Origin of the sequence: Alteromonas profundi (genome assembly GCF_010500865.1) — a bacterium.
In the GTDB taxonomy this organism is placed as follows: Bacteria; Pseudomonadota; Gammaproteobacteria; order Enterobacterales; family Alteromonadaceae; genus Alteromonas; species Alteromonas profundi.
Genome location: NZ_JAAAWN010000017.1, coordinates 66,461 through 85,090 on the forward strand (window position 1 = coordinate 66,461; position 18,630 = coordinate 85,090).

General features: G+C 45.0%; 17 protein-coding genes. 5 read left to right on the plus strand and 12 right to left on the minus strand.

Translation table 11 applies throughout. The annotated features are described in order from the left end of the window. Window positions 1–25 precede the first annotated feature (25 nt). Together trpS and rpe are read right to left on the minus strand one after the other, a co-directional pair. Window positions 26–1,033, minus strand: a complete 1,008-nt coding sequence (trpS, locus tag GTH32_RS13065; protein WP_163086347.1) for a tryptophan--tRNA ligase — start codon at window positions 1,031–1,033, stop codon at window positions 26–28. A 25-nt stretch (window positions 1,034–1,058) separates the two neighbouring features. Continuing rightward, complete coding sequence (rpe, locus tag GTH32_RS13070; RefSeq protein ID WP_163086349.1) at window positions 1,059–1,736, minus strand: ribulose-phosphate 3-epimerase; 678 nt, start codon at window positions 1,734–1,736, stop codon at window positions 1,059–1,061. A gap of 401 nt (window positions 1,737–2,137) precedes the next feature. On the opposite strand from rpe, the gene GTH32_RS13075 reads away from it, so the two are divergent. The 3 genes from GTH32_RS13075 to GTH32_RS13085 all read left to right on the plus strand — a co-directional run bounded on the left by GTH32_RS13075 (window position 2,138) and on the right by GTH32_RS13085 (window position 3,506). Then, window positions 2,138–2,860, plus strand: a complete 723-nt coding sequence (locus GTH32_RS13075; RefSeq protein WP_163086351.1) for a TorF family putative porin — start codon at window positions 2,138–2,140, stop codon at window positions 2,858–2,860. A gap of 133 nt (window positions 2,861–2,993) precedes the next feature. Continuing rightward, window positions 2,994–3,302 (plus strand): hypothetical protein, encoded by a 309-nt coding sequence (locus GTH32_RS13080; protein WP_163086354.1) that lies wholly within the window; start codon window positions 2,994–2,996, stop codon window positions 3,300–3,302. A 3-nt stretch (window positions 3,303–3,305) separates the two neighbouring features. Continuing rightward, window positions 3,306–3,506, plus strand: coding sequence for a DUF2970 domain-containing protein (locus tag GTH32_RS13085; RefSeq protein WP_163086356.1), 201 nt, complete (start codon window positions 3,306–3,308; stop codon window positions 3,504–3,506). 92 nt (window positions 3,507–3,598) lie between these two features. Here GTH32_RS13085 and GTH32_RS13090 read toward each other — a convergent pair whose 3' ends face one another. The 9 genes from GTH32_RS13090 to pilM form a co-directional block, all read right to left on the minus strand. Next, window positions 3,599–4,492 carry a Dam family site-specific DNA-(adenine-N6)-methyltransferase gene (locus tag GTH32_RS13090; RefSeq protein ID WP_163086359.1) on the minus strand — a complete coding sequence of 298 codons (894 nt, stop codon included), beginning with the start codon at window positions 4,490–4,492 and terminating at the stop codon, window positions 3,599–3,601. 208 nt (window positions 4,493–4,700) lie between these two features. Continuing rightward, window positions 4,701–6,155 (minus strand): SPOR domain-containing protein, encoded by a 1,455-nt coding sequence (locus tag GTH32_RS13095; protein WP_163086362.1) that lies wholly within the window; start codon window positions 6,153–6,155, stop codon window positions 4,701–4,703. A gap of 91 nt (window positions 6,156–6,246) precedes the next feature. After that, complete coding sequence (gene aroB, locus GTH32_RS13100) at window positions 6,247–7,311, minus strand: 3-dehydroquinate synthase (protein ID WP_163086365.1); 1,065 nt, start codon at window positions 7,309–7,311, stop codon at window positions 6,247–6,249. A gap of 31 nt (window positions 7,312–7,342) precedes the next feature. Beyond that, a complete protein-coding gene (aroK, locus tag GTH32_RS13105; RefSeq protein ID WP_163086368.1) occupies window positions 7,343–7,858 on the minus strand; it encodes a shikimate kinase AroK in 516 nt (171 codons plus the stop codon). A 273-nt stretch (window positions 7,859–8,131) separates the two neighbouring features. Beyond that, window positions 8,132–9,901 carry a type IV pilus secretin PilQ gene (locus tag GTH32_RS13110; protein ID WP_163086370.1) on the minus strand — a complete coding sequence of 590 codons (1,770 nt, stop codon included), beginning with the start codon at window positions 9,899–9,901 and terminating at the stop codon, window positions 8,132–8,134. Then, window positions 9,901–10,431, minus strand: coding sequence for a pilus assembly protein PilP (locus tag GTH32_RS13115; protein WP_163086373.1), 531 nt, complete (start codon window positions 10,429–10,431; stop codon window positions 9,901–9,903). Before GTH32_RS13115 ends, GTH32_RS13110 begins: the two co-directional genes overlap by 1 nt. Then, on the minus strand, window positions 10,428–11,039 hold the full coding sequence (locus GTH32_RS13120) for a type IV pilus inner membrane component PilO (protein ID WP_163086376.1): 612 nt from the start codon (window positions 11,037–11,039) through the stop codon (window positions 10,428–10,430). The genes GTH32_RS13115 and GTH32_RS13120 overlap by 4 nt, the downstream gene beginning before the upstream one ends. Next, a complete protein-coding gene (locus GTH32_RS13125) occupies window positions 11,039–11,620 on the minus strand; it encodes a PilN domain-containing protein (RefSeq protein WP_163086379.1) in 582 nt (193 codons plus the stop codon). Before GTH32_RS13125 ends, GTH32_RS13120 begins: the two co-directional genes overlap by 1 nt. Continuing rightward, window positions 11,608–12,675 (minus strand): type IV pilus assembly protein PilM, encoded by a 1,068-nt coding sequence (pilM, locus tag GTH32_RS13130; RefSeq protein WP_163086380.1) that lies wholly within the window; start codon window positions 12,673–12,675, stop codon window positions 11,608–11,610. Before pilM ends, GTH32_RS13125 begins: the two co-directional genes overlap by 13 nt. A gap of 139 nt (window positions 12,676–12,814) precedes the next feature. Here pilM and GTH32_RS13135 point away from each other — a divergent pair, with 139 nt between their 5' ends. Beyond that, on the plus strand, window positions 12,815–15,469 hold the full coding sequence (locus GTH32_RS13135; RefSeq protein ID WP_163086382.1) for a PBP1A family penicillin-binding protein: 2,655 nt from the start codon (window positions 12,815–12,817) through the stop codon (window positions 15,467–15,469). Between the two features lie 71 nt (window positions 15,470–15,540). Then, a complete protein-coding gene (locus GTH32_RS13140) occupies window positions 15,541–17,232 on the plus strand; it encodes an NAD-dependent malic enzyme (RefSeq protein WP_163086383.1) in 1,692 nt (563 codons plus the stop codon). A gap of 769 nt (window positions 17,233–18,001) precedes the next feature. Here GTH32_RS13140 and GTH32_RS13145 read toward each other — a convergent pair. Then, window positions 18,002–18,630: transposase (locus GTH32_RS13145; RefSeq protein ID WP_425482370.1), on the minus strand; the 629-nt coding region annotated here is incomplete at its 5' end.

Genomic DNA, 18,630 nt, shown 5'->3' on the forward strand with positions numbered 1-18,630 from the left:
TACCTAGCCCTTTTTCTATTTCGCCTTAGGGCTTAGGAATAAAACCTATTGCTTCATAGACATTTTTTAAGGTTACTGCAGCGCGACGTGACGCTTTATCTGCCCCTTCACGCATTACTTGGTTTAAGTAATCGCGATTATTACGTAAATCAGTGTAGCGCTGTTGTATGGGTTCTATTAAGGCTACCACTGCATCAGCTACGTCGCCTTTAAGGTGGCCATACATCTTGTCTTCGTATTCAGGCACTAAGCTGTCGATAGACTTTCCAGTGGCCAAAGAAAGCAAGGTTAACAGATTGGAAACACCCGCTTTTTCCGTAGGATTAAAGTAGATATTGGCCTGTTCGTCAGAGTCGGTAACCGCGCGCTTGATTTTTTTCGCTATTTTCTTAGGCTCTTCCAGTAATCCAATGAAGTTGTTCGGATTAGTGTCTGACTTAGACATCTTTTTATTCGGCTCTTGTAAGCTCATAATACGGGCCCCAAATTCCGGAATATAAGGGTCTGGTAGTTTAAAGACATCACCGTATAAATTGTTTACCCGGGTTGCGATATCACGGGTTAGTTCCAAGTGTTGTTTCTGATCTTCACCTACCGGCACTTTATCAGCTTGATAGGCAAGAATATCTGCAGCCTGAAGCACAGGGTAGCTATAAAGCCCAACATTAATATTGTTCTCATTCTTAGCAGATTTGTCTTTAAACTGGGTCATCCGGTTAAGTTCGCCCATTTGCGTATAGCAATTGAGTACCCATGATAGCTGAGCATGCTCAGGCACGTGCGATTGTACAAACAAGGTGCTTTTTTGTGGGTCGATACCGCAGGCTAAATAAAGCGCCAGGCCATCTAAACACGCATCAAACAGTTTTTTAGGGTCTTGACGTACAGTAATGGCGTGTAAGTCCACTAGCATATAAAGACAGTCATGATCGTCTTGCATGGAAACCCACTGCTTAAGTGCACCCATATAGTTGCCAAGGGTTAATTGTCCGGAAGGCTGACAGCCACTTAATACAACGGGTTTATTACTCATGATAAATACCTGTGAAAATAAAAAATTATGCCTTGTCGAGGCTTGATAATGCGTTACGCATGTCGTCAATGACATGTTGATAGTTTGGTTGCGAAAATATTGCAGAGCCAGCAACAAACATGTCTGCGCCTGCCTCGGCGATGGCACGAATGTTATCGACTTTTACGCCACCGTCAATTTCTATTCGTATATCTTGACCACTTTCGTTAATACGCTGTTTTACCGCGCGCACTTTATCAAGGGTGCTAGGGATAAATTTCTGACCCCCAAAACCTGGATTTACCGACATCATAAGTATGTGATGCAGTTTATCCATCACATGGTCAAGATAGTGCAGTGGGGTGGCGGGGTTTATAGCTAGCCCCGGCTGGCACCCTGCATCAATAATTAACTGTAACGAACGATCTACATGTTCAGATGCTTCAGGGTGAAAACTAATGAAGCTAGCGCCGGCATCGGCGAATTTACTAATAAGCTCATCAACGGGCTTAACCATCAAGTGCACGTCTATGGGGGCGGTGATGCCATATTTTCTCAATGCTTCACAAATCATCGGGCCAAAGGTGAGGTTAGGCACGTAATGATTATCCATCACATCAAAGTGCACTACATCTGCACCAGCCTTGAGCACGTTTTCAACCTCTTCTCCTAAGCGAGCAAAGTCAGCAGATAAAATTGAAGGAGCAATCCAATAAGGTTTCATTTTTCTTCCTTAACGCAAGGCGCTGCAGATTATAGGGCAAGTGCCTAGAGTTTACCGAAATACCGGGAATGAAAAAAGCTGGGAATGCGTATTTTGCCCCATAGCGGCTAAGACAAGTGAAGAGGGGGCTCACATTATTTTTATTGATTGAATAGTGCCCAATATTGGTGAGTTCGCTCTATATAGGTGCATTCGGCTGCACCTATATTGTTAATGCGCAATTAGGCAACACCAAGGTGACAAAATTTTAACTAAATAATTCAGAAGCTTAGGATTAAGTTGGTTAATTTTTAAAGGCTTTTATAAATGGGCATCGCTTTTGCTCTTCTCTTGTCACACATAAGAAAAAACATGACAGAAAACAAACTACAACAAGTATTTGAATTGACTGGAGAACACACATGAAAGCATCATTTAAAAAGGCCTTATTGGCTGTCGCGGTAACATCTGCAAGCTTAGCTGCAGCTGCCCCTTCTTATGCAGAAATTACTGCTAATGCAAGCGTGACAAGTAACTACATTTGGCGTGGTTTAACGCAAACTACTAACGATGCAGCAGTACAGGGCGGTATCGACTACGCAAACGAAAGCGGTTTTTACGCGGGTACATGGGTATCAAACGTAAACTACGGCGCAGACGATGTTTACTCATACGAACATGATCTTTATTTTGGTTTTTCAGGTGAGTCAGGCGATTTCTCGTATGATGTCGGTTATCTATATTACAACTACGATGATGAAGCTAACTTCGATTTCGCCGAAGTATATGGTTCCGTAGGCTATGGTGCACTAAGCGCCACCTTGTCACTACTTGCACATACTGAAGCCGATGAAGGTGAAGGGCGTGATTACGGGTTTGGGCAAGCGTCTTATATTTCAGTAGATTATGGTATTCCGGTACTTAATGGTGCGGAGCTTGGTTTACACGTAGGTTATCACCAAGGTGATTTCGCTGAAGACTTCAATGGCGTTCCAGACGGTTATGCAGACTACGGCGTGTCTATTTCTAAAGACGGCTTTAGCTTCGCAATTACGGGTACTGACTTAGACGACGCAGGTGCGGACGCCTACGACAATGACTCAGTTAAATTCGCAGTTAGCTATGGCGTTGACTTCGAACTGTAAGCGTAATAATTCAGTGCGCTTTTAATGAAAATAAGCAACGCCTAAGAAATTATCTTAGGCGTTTTTGCTTGTTCACTGACCAACTTTGGTTATACTAGGGAAATACCTTTAACGGGCTAATAGGTTTTTCAGGATGAAAGTTATCTCTTTTTTCGCATTGTTTAGTGCTATTACGGTGCTCACTGCTACCCTCACGCCTCGCAGCAATGTGGATGTAGCTGTATGCGAATTTCAGCCAGTTACGGAATTTAACCCTCAATTACCCGCCAGCCACGTGCAAAACCAATGTGCCAGAATTCGCGACGATGTTGCCGAAGTAAGCTGGTTTTCTTGGATTGCAGGAAAGTCACCTTCATTTCAGTTTCACTTTTTAGATTTGCTAGAGTTGCTTCATGGCGACGACAGTAAAGGTGATTTCTCCCCATCCTCTAATGATGCGTAAACCATGAGTCAGCAATCGGGCACAAGCTTTTGGTCTGTTTTGTTAAGCGTATTAGCGAGTTTTTTTGGTGTACAAAGCCACGCCAATTACGAAAGAGACTTCACAAAAGGCACCTTTATTAGCTTTATCGTATTAGGTGTTATTCTTGTTGTATTGCTTGTAACTGGCCTTATGGTGCTGGTTAAGTGGCTGACGCAAAGCTAAACAAACCCTTATCTAATCCCTTCATATTTACGTACTCTATAGACGCTGCTTACTATGCGCGGGAAAACGTGCATGGCATCGAAGTTGGCTAGTTATTTCAGCGTTTCGTTTGCGCTATGCGGTTTCTTTCTCTTTTTTCTCACAAGGGGCTTAGGCTTTATAACGGTGGGCGGAAAGAACGCTAATATTTCATCTACAGGCTTTCGGTTCGCACCATTTTGACTGATGGAGCGTTTAACCGACAACATGCTAAAATCAGCACCTTGGTAGAGTTCGCGGGTGAGGGGTAAGTCGTGATTTGAAATAAGCACCGGGATACCACGTGTTTTCGCAGTACGGGCTGCTAGCTCGGCTAGTTTTTCCTGTGAAGGTTGGCCAAAACTTCGTGACGCATAGCTGGTAAACGCGGCGGTTTTACTTATGGGTGCATAAGGTGGATCGCAGTAGATGACGTTGCCTCGACGGGCACGGCTAAACACCTTTTCAAAAGGCAAGCAGGTGAACGTTGCTTTTTGCGAGCGTTGCGAAAAAATAAACATTTCTTCTTCAGGGAAGTAGGGCTTTTTATACCGACCGAAAGGAACGTTGAATTTGCCGCTTAAGCTGTATCGGCATAGACCGTTATACCCATGGCGGTTTAGATAGACAAAAAGTATAGCGCGGTAATATTCATCTTGCGTCCCGTTGAATTCATCCCTAAGGCTGTAATACATAGCCTCATCATTGTAGCGGGATGAAAAAAACGTACCCACGTCATTAATGAGTGCGTCAGGTTGTACCTTTAGCAAGTTATATAGGTTGATAAGATCGGGATTAATATCATTTAGCAGGTAGCGCTTGTAGTCGGTATTAAGAAATACCGAGCCCGCGCCCACGAACGGCTCTATGAGTTTATTAGCTTGTGGTAACCGGGCCTGTATGTGCTCTACTAGGCTGTACTTTCCACCGGCCCACTTTAAAAATGCCCGGTTTTTCTTTTGCATCATGCTAAAACGTTACTACCTGCACGGAGTTAGACGGTATGTCTATCCGTTTATCGCCGAGTGAGGCGTAATTTGTGAGGAATGGCGCCATTAATGGCAGTACCACGCTAAACATAGATTGTATCTTTCAACGCAACAACCGACAACCTAGAAACACATAACTACAATATTTTCTTTGTTTCATTTGGGGGAAACCCCTCAGCTTGGTGAACTATTGTTCATCAGCTAATGCAATTTCTCTTAATACTTGCGCGCCGCTTTTAACGAAGGCATCACCTTTTGTGGGATAGTTAGGCAGTCTTTGAACCGCCTCTCGAGCATCTTGCAATGTGGGGTAGGCTTGATGATAAACCATAACATACCAGTTGCCACCATAGCGGCGGGTTTTATAGATATCGGCTACCTCTTCTAACTGATGCTCAGCAATAAACTGATGAATGGCATTAATATCGGCCATGCCCATCATTTGAATAGCGAACTCGCTGGCCTTAAGCCATTGTTCAACATGCTGAGGTTGTGTGCCCGCTTTAGGTGATATAGCGCTGTCATCATTGGACCGTGGTTCAAGCGCAGTGGTGTCCGGCGTTGTTGTGGTTTCCTCTACCCTCACGGTTACCGGGATTGGTACCGAGGAGCTTTGCTCTGACACGGGCTTCGCTGCGTTGTTTATCTCCCCGGCGCCGCTAGTATTTTCACTATCACCGTTCTTGGCGGTAGGCCCTTCAAGGTTGATAGACGCATTGGCGGGCGAAGGTGTGACTTCAGCTATGGTCTGCGGTGTGTCAGGCAACGTATCAACTGCCTCTTGCCAGTTTGTCACAAGTGAAGAGTTCGACGTGGCCTTTACTGTGGCAGGGCTTTCTTGTTCAATTAAAGCAGGCTGGCTGTCGGTAATTTGATCGTAAGCAGAGCCCGGCGCCACCTGTGTGGTTTCAGGAGCTGTGCGGGGCGCTATAGGCGAAAATAATGACGACAATGCATTACCATACTGCCAGGTAACAAGCCCGCCAAAAAGGGCCAAAAATAGTAGCGTAATAGCAGTATAGAACCACGGCGACCTGAATAGGTTTCGCGAAGACGGCTGGGCGGGCAAACGCCGCTGGTCAAGGTGGGCTTGAAAGGCCGCGCGCCGTTGTGCCATCATCTTATCGAGTTCCGAGACCGGCTGTTCGAGTGAGATTGATTGACTACTAATTAGCAAAGGCGTTTCAGTATTTTTTGCCGGTAACCATTGTTTGGCATTTTCCGCCCATTGAGTATTGGCAAACAACAATACATTAAGGTGTTGTTTATTGCCTGCAAAGCGGCTTTGCAAGACTAAATCCCAGAGTTCTTGAAGGAGTTTATCTGGCATATGCTGAGCTTGCGTAATGGCAATGAGTACTGGCCCTTCGAAATTATTTAACGCAGAGAGTAGTTCGTTAAGGGGGCGTACAAAACTGCCCACAACTTGGCCGAGTAACTGCCGGCAAAGCTGCCGCCGATAATCGGAAATTTCCATATTTTCCTCGGCGGTCAAATAGGCTATTTCGGTATCGTCATGCTGCTGAAATACAAAGGCTTCTAAAGTCTTCTGTTGTTCTGCAATAGAATCGCCGCTAACAAAGATTAGCTGAGAGGAGTAATTGACCAAGTATTCAAGACGTTCATGCAGATCGCTGTGCATGCGCTAAACCCCATAAAAATTAGTCTTGTGGTTATGAAACAACAAGACTAACTGAAATAAAATCACCCCTGTATTCTCGCGTTGCGCGAGATCACAGAATTTGAGCAAGTATTTGGTCGGTTACGTCTTTTGTGACAACAGCATGCCCCATGCCTTTAGGCAGTACAAAACGGATATTGCCCGCTTCTACTTTTTTATCTCGCTTCATATGTTTTACGTAATCGTCTTTTTGCATTGACGACGGGCCTTTAACGGGTAAGGCGAAGGCTTCAAATAAAGCGCGAACACGACGAGTTTCTGACGTATCAAACCAACCTAACTGCTCTGCCGCTTCACAAGCAATTATAGTACCAGCGGATACGGCTTCGCCATGCAGCCAGTTACCGTAGCCTTGCTCGGCTTCAATAGCGTGACCGAATGTGTGCCCTAAATTTAAAATAGCGCGTAGGCCGCCTTCGCGCTCATCTTTTGCTACTACCTCGGCTTTTATTTCGCAGCATCTTTGTATGGTTTGGCTTAAGCATGTGGTGTCTAAAGCTTTTAAGTCGTCAATATTTTTTTCTAGCCAGCTAAAGAAAGGCGCATCGTAAATAATGCCATACTTAATCACTTCGGCCATGCCTGCGGCAAATTCGCGCTCAGGCAGGGTGGCTAATGAATCTGTGTCGATAGCAACAAAAATCGGCTGATAGAAAGCGCCTATCATGTTTTTACCCAGCGGATGGTTCACTGCTGTTTTACCCCCCACCGAAGAGTCGACCTGGGATAGTAAGGTGGTTGGTACTTGAATAAAGGGAACGCCGCGTTGATAGGTGGCAGCAACAAATCCACATAAATCACCAATAACCCCCCCACCTAATGCAATGAGGGTGGTATCACGGGCCGCGTTGATCTCAAGCAGACGCGTCATAACAACTTCGTATTGAACTAAGTTCTTATGCTGCTCGCCATCGGGCAATATGATGGTTTCTACCTGCTTATCACCACAGGCAGCAATGGCTTTGTCTAGATACAGTGGTGCTACGGTTTCATTGGTAACAATAACGGCCAATGGGCCTTTAATGTAAGAAGCAAAAAGGCCAGATTGCGACAGCAACCCAGCCTCTATTTGTATAGGGTAGCTACGTTCTCCAAGCTCCACAGTTAAGGTTGACATGGGCGTAGCACCTCCTATTCAATTTTGTTTGTTATAGACCAATTTTACCAATAATTTGGTTCGCCACTGCGCGCGCCGATTGATCATCGGTATCAACAATATAATCAGCGACTTCTTCGTACATAGGGTTGCGTGTTTCAGCAAGATCACGAAGTATTTGTTCAGGATCGTTATTTTGCAATAATGGACGACGCTTATCGCGCTGTGTACGTGCCACTTGTTTGTCGATGGTGGTTTGCAAGTAAACAACGATGCCACGAGCAGACAGACGATTACGTACCGCTTTTGTCACTATTGAGCCACCGCCCGTCGCAAGTACGATACCTTGCTTGTCAGTGAGGTCGTTAATAACGGTTTCTTCACGCTTTCTAAACCCGTCTTCACCTTCAAGGTCGAAGATCCAGGCAATGTCTGCACCTGTGCGGCGCTCGATTTCTTGATCAGAATCATAAAAATCAAGGTGAAGTTCGTCTGCTAGGTGTCTACCGATGGTGCTTTTACCAGCGCCCATTGGACCAACCAAAAAGATATTACGTTTTTCAGCCATATTTGCTTATATCACAACTTAATCATGTTAGGGGCAGCGCACTGTTGCCTTACCAGCCTACCCATTGACCTGTGCCTATTTAGTGTCCAATAAGCACTACTCCTTAAACCTCGCTAAAATTTCGAGAGCGCGATTATCTCAGTTTCTCGTAAGGCGTTGCAAGCATTGTTGAAAACTATTACTGCTATTGTGTCAAAAAGCCACGCCAAAACTTCAACCACAGTGGGCTAAAGCCGCGTGAGTGTAGCATTTTTATAAATATAAATTAAGAGCTTAGGGCTTTTCCATGATGATCTTCGGGGTAACAAAAATGAGAAGCTCTCGTTTTTGTTGTAACTCGGATGTTTGGCGGAAAAGCGCGCCTAAAACAGGTAAATCACCAAATAAAGGAACTTTTGTCACCCCATCTGAACTGGTTTGTTGGAAAATCCCGCCTAAAACGATAGTTTCTCCGTTCTCCACCAATACCTGCGTTTTAATTTCTTGGGTGTCTATAGCCACGGCATCACCCGTGGATGTGGATACCGTTTCACCGCGGGTATCTTGGGTCACTACTAAATCTAAAATAATACGATTATCCGGGGTTATATGAGGGGTAACCTTTAGCGATAACACTGCTTTTTTAAACTCGACAGAGGTTGCGCCACTAGACGTTGCTTGGACATAAGGAATTTCCGTACCTTGTTCAATGTATGCTTCTTGCTGATTAGCGACTGTTATACGTGGGCTAGCAATAATTTCCCCCTTGTTTTCCGACTCTAGTGCCGACAATTCAAGGTCTAAAATTGTGCCGTCAATTAAGCTTGCGACTTGAAACCCTATGGTACCTGCTGCGCCGGTTATCGGAAGGTTGACGTTCAGGCGATCATCTATGCTCGGAACGCTACCGCTAGCAATGGTATCTGCGCCTTCGATACTTCCTGAAACGCCATTGTCGTCTTGTCTGTCGCTAAACCCCCAGCGTACACCAAGTTGTTCATCCACGTTGTCTAGCACCGTAACCATACGGCTTTCAATAAGCACTTGTTTTACTGGGATATCCAAAACCCTAATCATATCGCGCGCTTCATCAATAGACGCTAATGTATCGCGTATTAACATAGTATTGGTTCGCTCATCTACGGTAACTGAACCGCGATCAGAGAGAATGCCGCCTTCTGGCGACTTTAAAATGGTCGCAAGTGTATTAGCTTTGGCATAATTTACGGCAATATTCACGGTATGCAGAGGGGCTAAATCGGATACTTGCTTTTTCGATTGGAGGGCCTGGGTTTCCTGTGCCATTAGCTCTTCAATCGGGGCGATTAGAAGAATATTCCCTTCTAAACGTTTATCTAGCCCCCTCACACGCAAAATCATATCTAAAGCCTGGTCCCATGGCACCCCTGATAAGCTAATAGTGACGTTGCCGTTCACTGTATCGGTGGTGACCAAATTAAACCCGTTCACTTGGGCGATAATTTGCAAAACTTGGCGAACAGGCACATCTTGAAAATCTAACGAGATAGGATCGCCCGTGTATTGTTTACTGTTGCCTATCTGGGCTTCTGCTGTGGCCGCCATTGGCTGCACTTCAATACGTAATAGTGAGTCGTTAATAGTGTGTCTGGCGAGTACATCGCCGCTGTAACGAACCTCAATACGGGCGTCTTCGCCGTCTTGAAACGTTTCAATGGCACTTACTGGGGTAGCAAATTCTACCACATTTAACTCAACTAATTGGTCGCTATTTAATTGCGTGTTAGGAAGAGTAAGGGTTACTTTACCTTGCGCTTCAATTAGCGAGGGCGTGGGTATTTGACCGTCTAGGGTGACCAACACAATACCCTTATCTGCGCCATCCCGGGTAAAGTCTATGTGGGTTAATGTTGTTTCGGCGGCCGACGTTACGCTGGTCTCTAAATTCACCAGTTCAGGCTCATCGGCTAACGATTTCTTCGAGAGCAAAGTAAAAGCAAACAAGGTAATAAGCGCTGCGAAAAACCAATACCATCCTAGTCCTCGGCGGTTCAACGATTTATTAAAAATGTAACGCTCAGCCATTATTCTTCTCCTGCCGACGACATCGCTGTCAATCTGGTTTCTTTTTTCTGCCAACAGCCAGCTCCGTCGGGCAACAACTGTTCTATGGTTATCGAATTTTTATTAATGGCAGTAACCTTGCCGTAAAATAGCCCAATGCGGCTACCAAGTTTCACTTTGTGTAGTACACCATCGTTGCTGGTAATTAATGCCCACGTCACACCTTTGGTATTAAAGCGACCGGCCATAGCAAGCGCATCTAATCCATAGGCCTCTAATTTTGTTTTAGACCGTTGAAAGTCAGGTTGTAAGCAGTTAGCTTGGCGCGCTTTTGCCACAGGCGCCGACTTATCTTTTGGCTTAATAAAGGGGCTACGTTTGTGCCCCGCGCTATACACAAAAGAAGGGTGCGTTTTAAATTCAGGATAAGGCTCAATATTAACCACCGCATTGGCGCGCACGTTTTCGGTGTACGCAGCCAAGTCATCGAGTTGAGGTGAACAGGCTGTCGTACATAGAAGTAAAACACCGACGAAGATTAGCGTTTTCATGGCTGTGCCTCTTCAAGAGGCGAACTATTTTCTGAGCGATATGTTTTAGCCTGTAACTGAAGGCTCAATTCACTGTCTTGTTGGGTAATAGTAAAATCATGTAGTGTTACGATACGCGGTAGGTCAGCAATTTTAGACACAAATTCGCCGAAATTATGGTAACCGCCGGTCACTTCCATCTCAATAGGAAGCTCTGTATAGAACTCTTTTGGCACCTCTTGCTGCCAATTCAGTAGTTCAAACGCTAACCCAGAACTGGTACCTACATAGGTTATATCGTCTAAAAGACCCGGTGTTTCGTTGTTGGTTGGCAGGCTTTTAAGCATCGAGGAAAAATCTTTCTCAATTTGTGCCAACTGATCTTTATACGCCTGTAAGTTCACCGCAATGCGATGTTTAGCTTCAAATTGTAACTTCAGCTCTTGTTCTTTTAGCTCAACAGCATCAAGGATAGGTAGTTTAGGACTAACAATGAGATAGTAACTCAATGCCCCAACTAACACCGCCACGAAGGTCGTTACAACAATGCGTATTTCTTTTGGCCAAATTGCCACTTGCTCAATATCAAGCTCATTGAGCTCTTTTAGCTTAGAAAAATCAAACGCCATTATTCCCCTTCTCCTTCAACAGCAGTATTCATAGGCGCCACGCTGGGGCTAATCTTAAAGGTTAGGGTAAAGTTGCTTACGGCCCGAGAGGTATCAACATCCGCTTTAATTGATGAAAGTTCAGAGGCATAAAATACCGAAGAAAGATCAAGTGCACGCATAAAGTCAGACAAGTGATTGTTAGAGTCGCTTATGCCTTCAATATTAATTTGGTTACCTGTGCGGGTCATCGACCTAAAGGCCACTCCTGAGGGGACGAGTTTGGCCAATTCGTCAAACACAATAGGGGCCACGTTTCTGCTTGCCTGCAATTGCTCAATTAGTGCCATTCGCTGTTCAATGGCATTTTTACTTTCTTTTACTTTTTGAATTTGCGCAATTTGCGCATCTAACAGACGTATTTCGCGCTCTAAAAACTGATTTCTGGCATTTTGATTGTTAATTTGCTGGTCGATAGCCTGGCCTATAAACCAAAAGATAAGACCGACTATGGCAGACACAGCGACTAGCCCAGCGAGGTACTGCTGTTTTTGATGCTGGCGAAGCTTTTCTCGCCACGGCAGTAAATTTACATATGCCATGGAACGAAGCTCCGGCTTGCTAAACCTGCAGCAATTGTTAAAAGAGGTGCTATTTTCTGGAGGCGTTGAGTATCTAATTTATGATTAATGGCCATGCCCTCAAAAGGATTGAACGTATCAATCTCCAGTGCTAAATCTTGCCTTAAAATCTCAACAAGTTCGGTAATTGTCGCTGCGCCACCACTTAGCAGAAGCTTGGTAGGGCGTTCTACATTTAGCGTGGACATGTACATTTGCAACGCGCGGTTAATGTTTTGTTGTAAGTTGGCGGCGAACATTGGCAAGGTATCTTCTACCCAGTTTTCAGGCAAGGTTTCATCAAGCAACTGACGTTCCGCCTCTTCCCGTTCAACCATGTGAATGGCACTAAGGTCATTAACGAGGTTATTCAGGCCAAAGACATGCTCTTTATTATAGATAACGTTTCCATTTTGCCACACACTTACTTGCAATAACGAGGCGCCTACATTGACGCAGCAGATAGGGGGAGCGTCATCTTCATGGGGATAGAAAAAGTCGATGGCATTACCTATGGCATAATTTTCGACATCCACAATTTTAGGTTCAAAATTCGCTTCCCTTGCTAACAACAAGCGGCTATCTACTAAATCTTTGTGCGCAGCAGTAAGTAACACATTTACTTTGCCTGCATAGGTTTCGCTTTCGCCCAACGCTTCAAAGTCTAAATACACTTCTTCAAGCGGATAGGGGATTAAACTATCGGCTTCTAACTCAATCTGGGTTTCGAGCTCAAAATCGTTTTGGTCAGGGTCCATATATACAATTTTGCTAATTACTGATGAACCTGCCACCGCAACATTGGCTTGTTTTAGCTTTGTTTTTAAACTGTTTCTTACCTTTTTTAATGCTAAGCTCACCGCTTCGTAGTCTTTAATGTCACGTTCGTTAAAGGCAGTTTTATTAATTGATTCACAGGCGTACCCCTGCAATATGTAACCGTCAGCTGTTTGCTCTAGCCACACCGCTTTTATTTGACGGGTGCCTATGTCTAAACCCACAATAGGGGGCAGCTTTTTCTTAAACAGCGATTTCATTTGCAAGTGTCCGGTTTCAAAGGTAGTTGCTCTAAAGTACAATACTACTTAAATTTTTTTCTATGTATGGTTCTATAGATAACACATACGTATAAAAATATACGTCATTTCCACGAAAATGCCTTGGTATTCTTAAACAGTGAAATACATTAAACCACTTATATTACTCGCGTTCCTTTCCGTCTTGCTTGGTTGTGCTGCAGTGGTTGGTATATATTTTTATATCAAACCCGACCTGCCTAGCGTCACTGTACTGAAGGATGTTCGTTTACAAACGCCCATGCAGATATATACCAAGGATGGAAAGTTAATTTCCCAATATGGTGTTAAACGGCGGATCCCAGTAAAACTTGAGGAAGTACCAGAGCAGCTTATCAACGCTATTTTGGCTACCGAAGATAGCCGCTTCTATGAGCATCATGGTATCGACCCTATCGGTATTGCGCGTGCGGCACTCAGCTTGGTGGTCACAGGTGAGAAGAAACAAGGAGCGAGTACGCTTACCATGCAGTTAGCCCGTGGCTTCTTTTTGTCGCGGGAAAAAACCTATATTCGCAAGATAAAAGAAATTTTTATCGCCTGGCACATGGAACAAGTACTCAGCAAGAAAGAAATTCTCGAGCTTTATCTTAATAAAATTGAGCTAGGCCATCGTTCGTTCGGTTTCGGTGCGGCCGCACAAGTTTATTTTGGCAAACCTCTCTCTGAGCTTACTTTAGCGCAACTCGCCACCATTGCCGGGCTTCCTAAAGCCCCTTCGTTGCTTAACCCTATTAGTGGGCCTGAGCAATCGGTGGAGCGTAGACGAGTAGTACTCTTACGCATGTTAGATGAAAACTACATTACCAAAGCTGAGTTTGATGAAGCGGCAAACCAGCCTGTCACTGCCCGTAAGCACGGCGCAGAAATAGAAGTAGATGCACCTTATCTTGCCGATATCATTTACAACGAAATGGTAGAAATATACGGTAAAGAAGAAGCAGAGACCGGCGGCTATCAAGTATTTGCCACTGCAACTGCCGATGTGCAGTTAGCGGCGCAAAAAGCGGTAGTTAGAAACCTTCATGATTATGATGAACGTCACGGTTATAAAGGGCCGTTAGGCTACCTATTTAATGCGCCGGATCCCACTTCAACTGATGATAAAATTCCGCAATTATCGGTGAGTGTTGACCTATCTGAAAAGCCAAGCCAGCAGGATTGGACGGAAGATGAGATTGTCGAGGTATTAAGAGAAGTACCCTATATTAAACCCCTTGTTCCTTCAGTTGTAATGGGTATGGAAGAAAAGTCTATTACTGTACTGGATGTTAATGGTGTCAGTCGTACGATAGCGTGGACAGGGCTTGACTGGGCACGCCGGTATATTACCGATTTTCGCCAAGGAGATGAGCCTGAAACGGCGAGCGATATCACCCAACCTGGAGCGGTTATTTACATTCGCCAGCAAGAGGGCGAATGGCGCATTGCACAGCTGCCAGAAGTGAGCGGCGCATTTATCGCGTTGAACCCTCAAAACGGTGCCGTTGAAGCGGTAGTGGGCGGATATAGTTTCTATCAAAGTCAATTCAATAGAGCGACACAAGCAAAACGTCAGGTAGGCTCTAATATTAAACCTTTCATTTATTCTGCTGCCATAGACAGCGGTTATACATTGGCTTCAATAATTAATGATGCACCAATTAACCAGTGGAATGCGGCAACGGGTGTAGCTTGGCGTCCTCAAAATTCACCGGCAGAGTACGATGGCCCAATACGCATGCGTAAAGCCTTAGGTAAGTCTAAAAACGTGGTTTCTGTGCGATTATTACGGGGCGTGGGATTGCGAAAGACCGCTGACTACCTTACGCGGTTTGGCTTTGATCCTGATGATATTCCGCTAGATGAAACCGTATCATTAGGTTCGAGTTCTCATTCTCCTTTAGAAGTAGCAAGAGCGATGGCAGTAATTGCTAATGGCGGGTACTTAATTAATCCGCACTTTATTAGCCGGGTTTTAGATGAAACCGGTAATGAGCTATGGAAAGCCAATCCAGTTTGGGCATGTGCGCGCTGTAGCCGTGACGCGGAAGTGGCAAAAGCAGCAGATATTGCCGATGACGATATTGAAGCAAAGTTAGAAGCACAATTGAATCAAGATGTGCTGCTGGCGAATAGCGACAATGAAGAGAAAATGATGGCACCACAAGTTATTACCCCTCAAAACGCGTTTTTGGTGGGCGAAATGATGCGAACAGCAGTGCGTACAAATGGCAATTGGAATAAAAAGACCTATTGGATGGGGACAGGCTGGCGTGCCAGAAATATTCTGCAAAGAACCGATATCGCGGGGAAAACCGGTACAACGAATGATTCCAGAGATACCTGGTTTAGTGGTTTTCACCGTGACCTAGTGGCAACAACCTGGGTAGGGTTTGATAACATGGGTCGTCAACTCGGCCGTGCTACCCGCAATCAAAACCTGATTAATCGTAATCCAGAGAAATTTAACTGGATAGGGAACGCTTTAATTGGTACCGAAGATGGGGCGAAGGCAGCGGAACCCGCGTGGATACGCTTTATGCAGCATGCATTGGCCGATAAACCCTATTCACCCATGCCGGTACCAGAGAAAATTGTACGAATTCGCATTGATCGGACCACTGGTAAGTTGACCCGGCGGTCAGACCATACCACACTGTTCGAGTATTTTTTGCAAGGGACTGAACCGACATCTTATGTTAGAGACGATGAGGTGGTGGACCCTGCAGAGAAGGACACTACAACAAGACCTGAACCAGAAGAAATTTTCTAAACAAAGCGGTGCCTGAGGCACGCTTTTGGAGCAGGTTTGTGATTGCCTAAAAAATAAAAATCGGAAAACCCATGTCAGAAGATTCACAGCGATATCTCTATATTCCTCATTCCGGACCCTCATTGTTAGAAACACCGCTCCTTAATAAAGGGAGCGCGTTTTCGGCGAAAGAAAGGGCAGCGTTCAACTTAACCGGGCTCGTACCACCGCGGTATGAAACCATTGAAGAGCAAGTGGAACGTGCTTATTTGCAATACAGTAGTTTTGACGAGGCCCTAAATAAGCATATTTATTTACGTGCCATTCAAGATAACAATGAAACCTTGTTTTATCGGCTAATTCAAAAGCATATTGATGAGATGATGCCGATTATTTATACCCCTACAGTGGGGGATGCCTGCGAACAGTTTTCTGACATCTATCGTAGCTCCAGAGGCCTATTTGTGTCGTGGGAAGAGCGTCATCAGTTAGACGATATTGTGCGCAACGCCACTAAGCGCAAAGTGAAGGTTATCGTTGTTACTGACGGTGAGAGGATTTTAGGGTTAGGCGATCAAGGTATCGGCGGAATGGGTATCCCAATCGGCAAACTTTCGTTGTACACCGCTTGTGGCGGGATAAGCCCAGCCTATACGTTGCCAGTTATGTTGGATGTGGGAACGAACAACGAAAAATTGCTTAACGACCCCATGTATATGGGCGCGCGTCACCCACGAATAGGGCAGGCCGATTACGACGAATTCGTTGATATGTTTATCAACGCAGTTAAACGCCGTTGGCCAGATGTGTTAATTCAATTTGAAGACTTCGCCCAACCTAATGCCATGCCGCTACTTAGCCGCTACCGGGACGAAGTATGTTGTTTCAATGATGATATACAAGGTACCGCCGCTGTTACGTTAGGCACTATCTTGGCCGCCTGTCGCATGAAAAAACAAAAGCTTTCACAGATGAAAGTGGCATTTGTTGGTGCCGGTTCAGCTGGCTGCGGTATTGCCGAAATGCTTATTCAGCAAATGGTGCACGAAGGTTTGAACGATTCACAAGCTCGCAAACAAGTGTTTATGATAGACCGGTTTGGATTGCTTACTGAGGGGATGGAAGGGTTACGCGACTTCCAACAAAAACTGCAGCAGCAAAAAGCAGACTTAGCCGAGTGGACCTTTAGCGGCGACTATGCGTCTTTGTTAGACGTTATGCACTGCGCGCAGCCTGACGTTTTAATTGGTGTTTCGGGGCAACCTGGCCTGTTTACTGAACAAGTAATTCGTGCCATGAAGCAAAATTGTGACTTACCTATTATTTTCCCGCTAAGCAATCCATCAAGACAGGTTGAAGCTCGCCCTGAACAGGTTATTCAGTGGACGGAAGGCGAAGTTGTTATCGCTACCGGAAGCCCTTTTAAGCCGGTAGTGTACAATGATAAAACCTTCCCTATTGCCCAGTGTAATAACGCGTATATTTTCCCGGGTATCGGGTTAGGTGTGGTTGCTGCAAAGGCCAAACGTGTTAGCGATGAAATGCTTATGGCTGCAAGCAACGCGCTGGCCGATGCTTCGCCTTTGGTTAATTACGGAACGGGTTCTCTGTTACCGTCTTTAACCGAGATAGCCCAGTTGAGTCGTCATATTGCCTTTGCGGTAGGCAAGGTGGCGATGGAACAGGGGTTAGCCTTAGAGCTCTCTGATGAGGCGTTAGAGCAAAGTATTGAGAAAAATTTCTGGAAAGCAGAATATCGGCCGTATAAGCGGGTGAGTATTTAATCAATTAGATTGCAAACGGGCAGTTTGTTCTGCCCGTTGATACTTTCCTCCAAGCCCTCCCTCAAACCACTGCAAGCCAAATCCCGCGTCCTTCTGTGTATTTTTAGCAATGCTGTAGTCAGCCTACTAGTGATTAAGCCTTTGATTTACCTCACTTCAGCGTATCTGCATCTGATTAAGCGAAATCTTCTATTGGGTGGTGATGCATGTCCTATCTATGCGGACTGGCTTGTTTAAAAAGCGACAACAACAATATTTGCAACTAAGGAAAATAACATATTAGCAAGCAGCCCTGCAGGTGACGGCTCGATCTAAGCGATTGGCGAAGCGCAAAGCCAAGGATTTGAAGTTGATATGTCGTACAACCTAACACCTGACACTCAACTATCTATGTCATATGCCTACAACGATGCCGAAAATGCGAAAGAAATTACGTTATAGGACTATTATGTTATCGAAGAGGGCGCTCGCCTTGGTAATGTGCCGCAGCACTACTAAAGAAGACAGGCATATTTACACTTCGATTTTTATGCCTGTCTCTTTGAGTTTCAAGATACTAATCAAGACAGGCACATTTGGAAATGGAAAGTGGCATGCATGATCACTTTCAGGAAGTTATTAATGTAGGTAACTTTATCTATGTTGGGGATTGTCAGTTATTATAGATGTGCGTGTAAGCCTTATTTTCGCCTTAGGGGATTTGTTCGCTAGCGTGAAGTGGTGGTAAAAGGGGTGGTAAATTTAGCGAATTGGTTATTTAGATGCACCGCTACCCCAGTAATCGCCTGGCGTTTTGTCGTCCCTGTACCCGTTGTTGATGTTGATTGTGGGCATACTGTTCAAGGTGTACCACTTTGCCAGCTGCCTGCTTAAAGCAGGTTTCAAATTGTGTGGTTAAAGTTAGCCATTGCTCGTGTTCTATATTAAGGCGCTCTAGTATAGTGGGCAGACTATGGTCTACCTTTCCTCGCTTGTTTGGGTGAATATACCGGCTGGTTATATCTACAAGCTGAAGGTAATCGGGCAAGGTAAAAGGTAACCCCTGAGTCATGGCTTGGTTTGAGTTGCCTAACAAAGGCATGAGTCGCTTGGGCGTTTTACCTACCCTGGCGGCGTTAATACGGTATTGAATGCTGGTATGGTCAGAAGTTTCTGGCGTTTTTGCTACTTTGGCCCGTACCGGGTTTAAATCAACATAGGCCATACAGGCGGCAAGGGCCGATTCATCTAATAGCGCTTGCGATTTAAACCGCCCTTCCCAGAAGTGCCCAGTGCAGTCGTCTTCTTTATTGGCAGCTCTGGCAATATACTCATTTAATGCACGCATAAACCAACTGATATCAAATAGCCGTTTGCGCCAGACTTCTGCTGTTTCCTCCACCGCTTCAATGTGGGTTT

Excerpts from the sequence above, each read along its gene's own strand:
- trpS (WP_163086347.1), bottom strand. The coding sequence starts at position 1,033 with ATGAGTAATAAACCCGTTGTATTAAGTGGCTGTCAGCCTTCCGGACAA.
- rpe (WP_163086349.1), bottom strand. The coding sequence starts at position 1,736 with ATGAAACCTTATTGGATTGCTCCTTCAATTTTATCTGCTGACTTTGCT.
- GTH32_RS13075 (WP_163086351.1), top strand. The coding sequence starts at position 2,138 with ATGAAAGCATCATTTAAAAAGGCCTTATTGGCTGTCGCGGTAACATCT.
- GTH32_RS13080 (WP_163086354.1), top strand. The coding sequence starts at position 2,994 with ATGAAAGTTATCTCTTTTTTCGCATTGTTTAGTGCTATTACGGTGCTC.
- GTH32_RS13085 (WP_163086356.1), top strand. The coding sequence starts at position 3,306 with ATGAGTCAGCAATCGGGCACAAGCTTTTGGTCTGTTTTGTTAAGCGTA.
- GTH32_RS13090 (WP_163086359.1), bottom strand. The coding sequence starts at position 4,492 with ATGATGCAAAAGAAAAACCGGGCATTTTTAAAGTGGGCCGGTGGAAAG.
- GTH32_RS13095 (WP_163086362.1), bottom strand. The coding sequence starts at position 6,155 with ATGCACAGCGATCTGCATGAACGTCTTGAATACTTGGTCAATTACTCC.
- aroB (WP_163086365.1), bottom strand. The coding sequence starts at position 7,311 with ATGTCAACCTTAACTGTGGAGCTTGGAGAACGTAGCTACCCTATACAA.
- aroK (WP_163086368.1), bottom strand. The coding sequence starts at position 7,858 with ATGGCTGAAAAACGTAATATCTTTTTGGTTGGTCCAATGGGCGCTGGT.
- GTH32_RS13110 (WP_163086370.1), bottom strand. The coding sequence starts at position 9,901 with ATGGCTGAGCGTTACATTTTTAATAAATCGTTGAACCGCCGAGGACTA.
- GTH32_RS13115 (WP_163086373.1), bottom strand. The coding sequence starts at position 10,431 with ATGAAAACGCTAATCTTCGTCGGTGTTTTACTTCTATGTACGACAGCC.
- GTH32_RS13120 (WP_163086376.1), bottom strand. The coding sequence starts at position 11,039 with ATGGCGTTTGATTTTTCTAAGCTAAAAGAGCTCAATGAGCTTGATATT.
- GTH32_RS13125 (WP_163086379.1), bottom strand. The coding sequence starts at position 11,620 with ATGGCATATGTAAATTTACTGCCGTGGCGAGAAAAGCTTCGCCAGCAT.
- pilM (WP_163086380.1), bottom strand. The coding sequence starts at position 12,675 with ATGAAATCGCTGTTTAAGAAAAAGCTGCCCCCTATTGTGGGTTTAGAC.
- GTH32_RS13140 (WP_163086383.1), top strand. The coding sequence starts at position 15,541 with ATGTCAGAAGATTCACAGCGATATCTCTATATTCCTCATTCCGGACCC.